General features: G+C 40.9%; 8 protein-coding genes. 6 read left to right on the plus strand and 2 right to left on the minus strand.

Going from position 1 to position 6,000, the window contains the following annotated elements; all coding sequences use genetic code 11:
* Nucleotides 1-161 precede the first annotated feature (161 nt).
* The gene (gene hmpA / locus QQK21_RS13515) at nucleotides 162-1,334 is read left to right on the plus strand and encodes an NO-inducible flavohemoprotein (protein ID WP_284192718.1); all 1,173 of its coding nucleotides are present in this window, start codon (nucleotides 162-164) and stop codon (nucleotides 1,332-1,334) included.
* Between the two features lie 194 nt (nucleotides 1,335-1,528).
* Here the strand turns inward: hmpA and QQK21_RS13520 are convergent, their stop codons facing one another.
* Nucleotides 1,529-2,068, minus strand: a complete 540-nt coding sequence (locus tag QQK21_RS13520) for a YaeQ family protein (protein ID WP_284192719.1) — start codon at nucleotides 2,066-2,068, stop codon at nucleotides 1,529-1,531.
* Nucleotides 2,069-2,137: 69 nt separating this feature from the next.
* A complete protein-coding gene (locus QQK21_RS13525; protein WP_038204438.1) occupies nucleotides 2,138-2,347 on the minus strand; it encodes a cold-shock protein in 210 nt (69 codons plus the stop codon).
* Nucleotides 2,348-2,727: 380 nt separating this feature from the next.
* Here QQK21_RS13525 and QQK21_RS13530 point away from each other — a divergent pair, with 380 nt between their 5' ends.
* The 5 genes from QQK21_RS13530 to QQK21_RS13550 all read left to right on the plus strand — a co-directional run bounded on the left by QQK21_RS13530 (nucleotide 2,728) and on the right by QQK21_RS13550 (nucleotide 5,849).
* Nucleotides 2,728-2,940 carry an alternative ribosome-rescue factor A gene (locus tag QQK21_RS13530; protein ID WP_284192720.1) on the plus strand — a complete coding sequence of 71 codons (213 nt, stop codon included), beginning with the start codon at nucleotides 2,728-2,730 and terminating at the stop codon, nucleotides 2,938-2,940.
* Nucleotides 2,941-3,315: 375 nt separating this feature from the next.
* Nucleotides 3,316-3,684, plus strand: a complete 369-nt coding sequence (locus tag QQK21_RS13535) for an NADH:ubiquinone oxidoreductase (protein WP_284192721.1) — start codon at nucleotides 3,316-3,318, stop codon at nucleotides 3,682-3,684.
* Nucleotides 3,685-3,917: 233 nt separating this feature from the next.
* Nucleotides 3,918-5,084, plus strand: coding sequence for a D-alanyl-D-alanine carboxypeptidase family protein (locus QQK21_RS13540; protein ID WP_284192722.1), 1,167 nt, complete (start codon nucleotides 3,918-3,920; stop codon nucleotides 5,082-5,084).
* A gap of 111 nt (nucleotides 5,085-5,195) precedes the next feature.
* On the plus strand, nucleotides 5,196-5,549 hold the full coding sequence (locus QQK21_RS13545; protein WP_284192723.1) for a helix-turn-helix domain-containing protein: 354 nt from the start codon (nucleotides 5,196-5,198) through the stop codon (nucleotides 5,547-5,549).
* 84 nt (nucleotides 5,550-5,633) lie between these two features.
* The gene (locus tag QQK21_RS13550) at nucleotides 5,634-5,849 is read left to right on the plus strand and encodes a DUF3820 family protein (protein ID WP_284192724.1); all 216 of its coding nucleotides are present in this window, start codon (nucleotides 5,634-5,636) and stop codon (nucleotides 5,847-5,849) included.
* Nucleotides 5,850-6,000: the final 151 nt, after the last annotated feature.

The following is a 6,000-nucleotide window of genomic DNA, read 5'->3' on the forward strand; positions in this document are numbered from 1 at the left end:
ATGCTTTATTATAGTGTCATTTGGACTTGTTTCAATGGGGTCTTTATGACTTTTATTTAGTAAATTATGACTAAAATCCAAGTAATTAGGTGTTTTGGTAACTTGGCACTGATTGTGCAGATAGCATGGAAAGGTTAGAAATAGACTAGGAGAATATACCAATGCTTAATAACCAGCATATTGAAGTTGTAAAAAGTACCATTCCTTTACTAGAAAGTGTCGGTCCGGCGTTAACTCAGCATTTTTATCAGCGCATGTTTTCCCACAATCCAGAGTTAAAAGATATCTTCAATATGACGCATCAAAAGACAGGTCGCCAGAGTGTCGCTTTGTTTGAGGCGGTTGCTGCGTATGCCAAAAATATTGATAACTTGGAAGCTTTAGTTTCTGCGGTAGAGCGTATTGCCCATAAACACACGAGTTTTAACATTCAAGCCGATCATTATCAGATAGTTGGCCATCATCTTATAGAGACACTAAGGGAACTTGCGCCAGAAGCATTTACTCAGCAAGTGGAAGAAGCTTGGACGGCCGCCTATTTATTTCTGGCTAAGGTGTTTATTGATAGAGAAGGCGAGCTGTATCTTCAGAGAAAGCAAGCGATTGGTGGCTGGGAGAATGCTCGTCAGTTCAAGGTAACAAAGAAAAAGCCGGAATCTGAATTAGTAACGAGCTTTGTGTTGACCCCCGTCGATGGTGGTGAGGTATTGGATTATATACCCGGTCAATATGTTGGTGTTGAGGTGAAACCATCGACTGGAGACTATAACGAGATCCGTCAGTATTCTTTGTCTCAAAAACCCAATGGTAAAGACTATCGCATCTCTGTGAAACGTGAGTTAGGAGAACATAAAGGCTTGGTGTCCAATTATCTTCATGATGAAGTTCATGAAGGAGACGTCGTTCACTTATATGCGCCTGCAGGAGACTTTTTCTACCAAGAAAAAAATGCGCCGGTTGTTCTTATTTCAGCGGGAGTTGGGGCAACGCCTATGCAATCTATGTTACAGATGTTAGCGGATGCTGGAAAAGAAGATGTGTCCTATTTGTACGCCTGTAATGGGCCTCATCAGCACACCTTTAAAGAAGAAACTCAGCAGATTGTTAGTCAAACTGGATGGCAACAATTTACTTGGTACTTAAATGATACTGCCCACTTTTCAGGTCAGATGAATTTATCTGAGGTTGAACATCTATTGCCATTGCACTTCGCTGATTTTTATCTGTGTGGCCCGATCGCATTTATGGAAGGGATAGTCAAGCAGCTAGAAGAGTTTGGGGTAGGAAGAGACCGTATTCACTACGAAGTTTTTGGTCCTCACGCTTATTTATAAATCGATATCAAAGGGCTTTATTACCAAAGCCCTTTCTATTACCAAAGCCCTTTCTATTACCTACCTTTACAGATTAGCCAGCAAGTTCTGCTCACCAAATTGTAATGCCCGAATAAAAGTGAAGAGAAACGGGTGTTAACAGTTATTCGCTATATAGTGTACCGAGCCTATTGGCTTTGAATGCTTGGTTGGCCTCAGTCACTGGATTGTAATGTCTCTATTTGAACTTCAAATGAGCCTTTGTCGCAGTCGATAAAGATACTAGTACCGCTGATCATCACCGACAAATCCATTCCACGTTCGATTACTGAAGATAGGGCTTCGATACCTTGTGAGCTAAGACGATAAATGTGTGCATTGTATTGATATGATTTGTTTTTGGCTTGCTCCCACCAAGTGTCGGATTTACTGGTAAAACTGAAAATATCGACTCTTTGCGCTAATCGAGTTGCTTTTTTTATTCGATCTAGTGAAGGTTCACCAACTTCAATCCACTGTGCAATCATGCCGTCAAGTGTTTTGGACCAAAGATCGGGTTCTTCAGTGGACGATAAACCTTTGGTAAAACTGAGTTCAGGTTGATACTTCACGCAAAACGCCAATATGCGAGCCATCATTCGTTCGGTGTTTTCTGACGGATGTTGCGCAATCGTGACTTGCGGTGAGTGATACAAATCTCTATTGCTGTCCGATATAGAGAGACGGAATTTATAAATAGTGGGTTTAAGTGCCATGATTTTTTGCTACACATAAAAAAATAGCCAGCGTGATGCTGGCTATTGTAAATCTAAAGTACAGTCCGATTAAAGTACTTTGATGTTCTCAGCTTGAGGACCTTTTTGGCCTTGAGAAACAACAAACTCTACTTTTTGACCTTCAACTAGAGTACGGAAGCCGTCACCAGTGATTGCAGAAAAGTGAGCGAAAACGTCAGGACCGTTTTCTTGTTGAATGAAACCAAAACCTTTAGTTTCGTTGAACCATTTAACTGTACCAGTAACAGTGTTAGACATAATGTTTATCCTTGATAAATCTTTTAAAAGCCATGACGGCAACTATAGCGTGGAAAAGGAGATTGCTATTGCGCACGACGTTACGGAAGAAATACAAGAAATCCAACGAAACGGCGAAATAAAAACAAGAACCGTTTTCTAGCTGACTAATAGTCTAAAGGTAAGTTGGACTAAGTCAATAAAATTCATATGATACTTTCTCGTTACCAAGATATTTTCACCGGAAATATGCGCTATGTAGGGTTTCGAAAATATTGCTGTTTACAGTTTAACTAGTGTAACATTCGATGTGTTGATGAGTTTTTATCTGAAATATCATGCAAATGGTGTTTTTGCCATCACTCGTCAGCTATTTATAAAATCAAAAGTAAGGATGAGCTATGGTTAATTCTAGCCAAAAAAAGAATGTTGAGACAGAATCTCAACAAACGAGTTTAGAGGTTGGTCGGGGGAAAATTCAAGACAATGCGTTAAAAGCGATTGTGACTAGCCCATTATTTACAACTCGCGTAGAGAGAGCGAAGAAAGGCAAAGGCAGCTTTCATCGTAAGATCAAACACAAGGGCAAAGAGCCCTATTCAAAAGCTGCTTAGTCTTGCTTTTGAATAGGGTTTTATTTAGCTGCCCCTAGTATCGATCCTAAACCGCGATGGCTATGTCGTTCCTTTCTCTACCAGCATTCAAATTTACGTGTTCACTCTAGCAAAAAATATTAGACTGTGTCTCTTGTTAATAAAGTGTAACGATTTGTATTTTTATAACGTGCGATTCAAGAATATCTAAAGATCCACCACATGCATTTAAAACAATAAATTAACGTTTATTTTACAACTGTATTCGATGACATTTTTTCTTGGTGAGATAGCAAATCTATCACTTGAATTGGATGAAAAAGTGATGTAAATATGCAGAAAATTAGTTTTCATAAATGAAAAGAACTTTTACCGATGAGTTGTAGTGAGTAAACGATGAAGCTTTTTCTGATTATAGTCGCATCCATTTCCGTTGGCGTGTTGTCTGCTGAACACCTGCATTCATTTATGCTGGGGTTATGTGTTTCTGCCATTGCTGTGGGTAGCTGCTATTGGTTCGCTTTTCGAAGCACGCGCTTCCCTGAGTTAGCAGTACTACTTCTTATTATCGGTTTGTTTTCTAAGCTGATCATCACTATTGCGGGTGTGGGCTGGGGGCTATCTCAAGAGCTGATTTCATCGCCTTTAGTGTTTGCCTTGTCTTACCTGTTTTTCTCTTTGGTTGTGACCTACTTATGGTTTACTTATCGAGACAGTATTACGCCAAAACCTACTTTGGTTAGCCGTTCGTCAGAAACTAACTAGGATAGAAGTTCTTCCAAGTCTCTGGTTGTCATTGACAGTGAAATGAGTGATATAGACGTTTATTACTCATTTTTTGCAATGATTTGCCAATAAATGGCGATGAATTCTCATAAATCAACAAAAGCGACCATCGAAGCGCAACGATCAGTTACAAAGCAAGCACATAGCTCAGTTATCTGTATATACTCATACCGATATATAGTACGAAAATTGTGACTGAGTGGTAATGTCCCATGATGAGAAATTTTCTTCGCCGAGCTACCTTGTGGTGCACGTTAACTGTGACATTCTGTGCTTATTCCACGCCAACGATTGTTCCAGATCCGCCTGCATTAGCCGCTAAAGGCTATGTTTTAATCGACTATAACACTGGTCAAGTGCTGGCTGAAAAAAATGCCAATACCAAACTCAACCCAGCCAGCTTAACGAAACTGATGACCGCCTATGTCGCTGGGCAAGAGGTCAAAGCGGGCAATGTGACTTTGAATGATCAAGTGTTGATCAGTAAAAAAGCATGGGCAAAAAACTTCCCTGATTCGTCAAAGATGTTTATTGAAGTTGGTACCAAAGTTCCACTGATGGATTTATATCGGGGCTTGATTGTTCAATCAGGTAATGATGCGAGCGTTGCTATTGCAGAATATGTGGCTGGGAGTGAAAGTGCATTCGTCAATATGATGAATTCTTGGGCTGAGAAACTCGGTCTAGAAAATACCGCCTACACTAACCCTCATGGTTTAGACAGTCGAGGTTTGTACTCAACGCCTTTGGACATAGCCAAACTTGGACAAGCAATTATACGCGATTTGCCAGATATCTACTCTTTGTATAGTGAAACATCGTATACCTACAACGGCATTACTCAATACAACCGAAATGGCTTGCTACGTGATAGAAGCATGAACGTTGATGGCATGAAAACCGGTTATACGAGAAAAGCCGGATACAGTATGGCGACGTCTGCGACATTTGGAAATATGAGGTTAATTGCGGTTGTGATGGGCGCTGAAAGTGCTAAAAGCCGGGAGTCAGTCAGTAAGCAGCTGTTGAGTTACGGTTTTCGCTTCTTTGACACTGTATCGCCAACCAAAGCGAATGATGTTGTCACCAGCGTGAGAGTATGGATGGGCGACAAGGATCAGCTTTCTCTCGGCGTCAGTGATGATATCTACCTGACACTTCCTCGTGGTGATGCGGATAAGTTAGTCGCACAAGTTGAGTTTGATCGAGAGTTGGTCGCGCCAATCGCCAAGGGTGAAAAAGTTGGTAGTGTCGTATACAAAGTTGACGATGAGACTGTGTTGGCGAAGGATCTGGTCGCTAAATCTGAGATCAAACAGGGCAGCATTATCAAGCGGATTATCGACTGGTTTAAGCGGCTTATCTCAGGCTGGTTATGAGAGATAAATCATAGACGGGGTTAATCTTAGCGAATGTTTACCATCGTCTGACATCGTGGTTGCCCAAAGGTTACATAGTCTGAAGTATCAATGTAATTTTAAGGGCTCATCATGGAGTTTACGGAAAAAGACCGAGAAGTACTTTATGCTACTTGGATGTCTAAAAAGTCAAAAATGCGCATTACGCAGATGGAGTTTGCGAAAAAATTAGGGATGAGTCAGCTCAAATTCTCTCAGCTTCTCCGTGGAGAACAGCCGCTCACTATGTCATTTGTGAGCCATTTTTGTCGCTTGCTGCACCTTGATCCTAAGCTCACCTTTCCTTCGCTGAAACAAGTGAATGATTCGGGACCTAAAATTGTCTATCTCCAAAGTCGAATGAGTGTGGATGGTGAAATTCAAAATGCGTACATTGAGGGTAACCAGATAGTGGTTGAGTATGCACACACTATCAATGAAGGATGAAAGATAAACGTTGATGTATACTGTCATCTCCCTCTATTAGATGGTAGTCTCTACCCTCATCATTCTTATCTCTAAAAAGCCATCATGTTAGAAAAAGAAAACTTGATTAAGCTAGCGCGCATTCAAATGCCATTTGGCAAATACGCGGGTAGAGTATTGATCGACTTGCCAGAAGAGTATTTGCTTTGGTTTGACAAAAAGGGCTTTCCACAAGGCGAGTTAGGTCAATTACTGCAACTCTGTTTAGCGCTAAAAATCGAAGGTTTAGACAGTGTCGTAAAGCCGTTGAAGCGGATGTAACCCGCCACACTGTCCTTAATGTCTCCCAAGAAAAACGGCTCTTATTCAAAACGCCAGACTGCGAGTTGACTGTTTTGCCCCTAAGTTTTATATGGAATCCACGTATTTACAAAGCGACGAACCATAAAAGTTAAGATGCGGTCGTATATTC

The sequence above is a fragment of the Vibrio zhanjiangensis genome, from assembly GCF_030161235.1.
GTDB lineage: Bacteria > Pseudomonadota > Gammaproteobacteria > Enterobacterales > Vibrionaceae > Vibrio > Vibrio zhanjiangensis.

What these genes read in the sequence shown, in the direction of transcription:
- hmpA (WP_284192718.1), top strand. Translation starts at nt 162, where the DNA reads ATGCTTAATAACCAGCATATTGAAGTTGTAAAAAGTACCATTCCTTTA.
- QQK21_RS13520 (WP_284192719.1), bottom strand. Translation starts at nt 2,068, where the DNA reads ATGGCACTTAAACCCACTATTTATAAATTCCGTCTCTCTATATCGGAC.
- QQK21_RS13525 (WP_038204438.1), bottom strand. Translation starts at nt 2,347, where the DNA reads ATGTCTAACACTGTTACTGGTACAGTTAAATGGTTCAACGAAACTAAA.
- QQK21_RS13530 (WP_284192720.1), top strand. Translation starts at nt 2,728, where the DNA reads ATGGTTAATTCTAGCCAAAAAAAGAATGTTGAGACAGAATCTCAACAA.
- QQK21_RS13535 (WP_284192721.1), top strand. Translation starts at nt 3,316, where the DNA reads ATGAAGCTTTTTCTGATTATAGTCGCATCCATTTCCGTTGGCGTGTTG.
- QQK21_RS13540 (WP_284192722.1), top strand. Translation starts at nt 3,918, where the DNA reads ATGATGAGAAATTTTCTTCGCCGAGCTACCTTGTGGTGCACGTTAACT.
- QQK21_RS13545 (WP_284192723.1), top strand. Translation starts at nt 5,196, where the DNA reads ATGGAGTTTACGGAAAAAGACCGAGAAGTACTTTATGCTACTTGGATG.
- QQK21_RS13550 (WP_284192724.1), top strand. Translation starts at nt 5,634, where the DNA reads ATGTTAGAAAAAGAAAACTTGATTAAGCTAGCGCGCATTCAAATGCCA.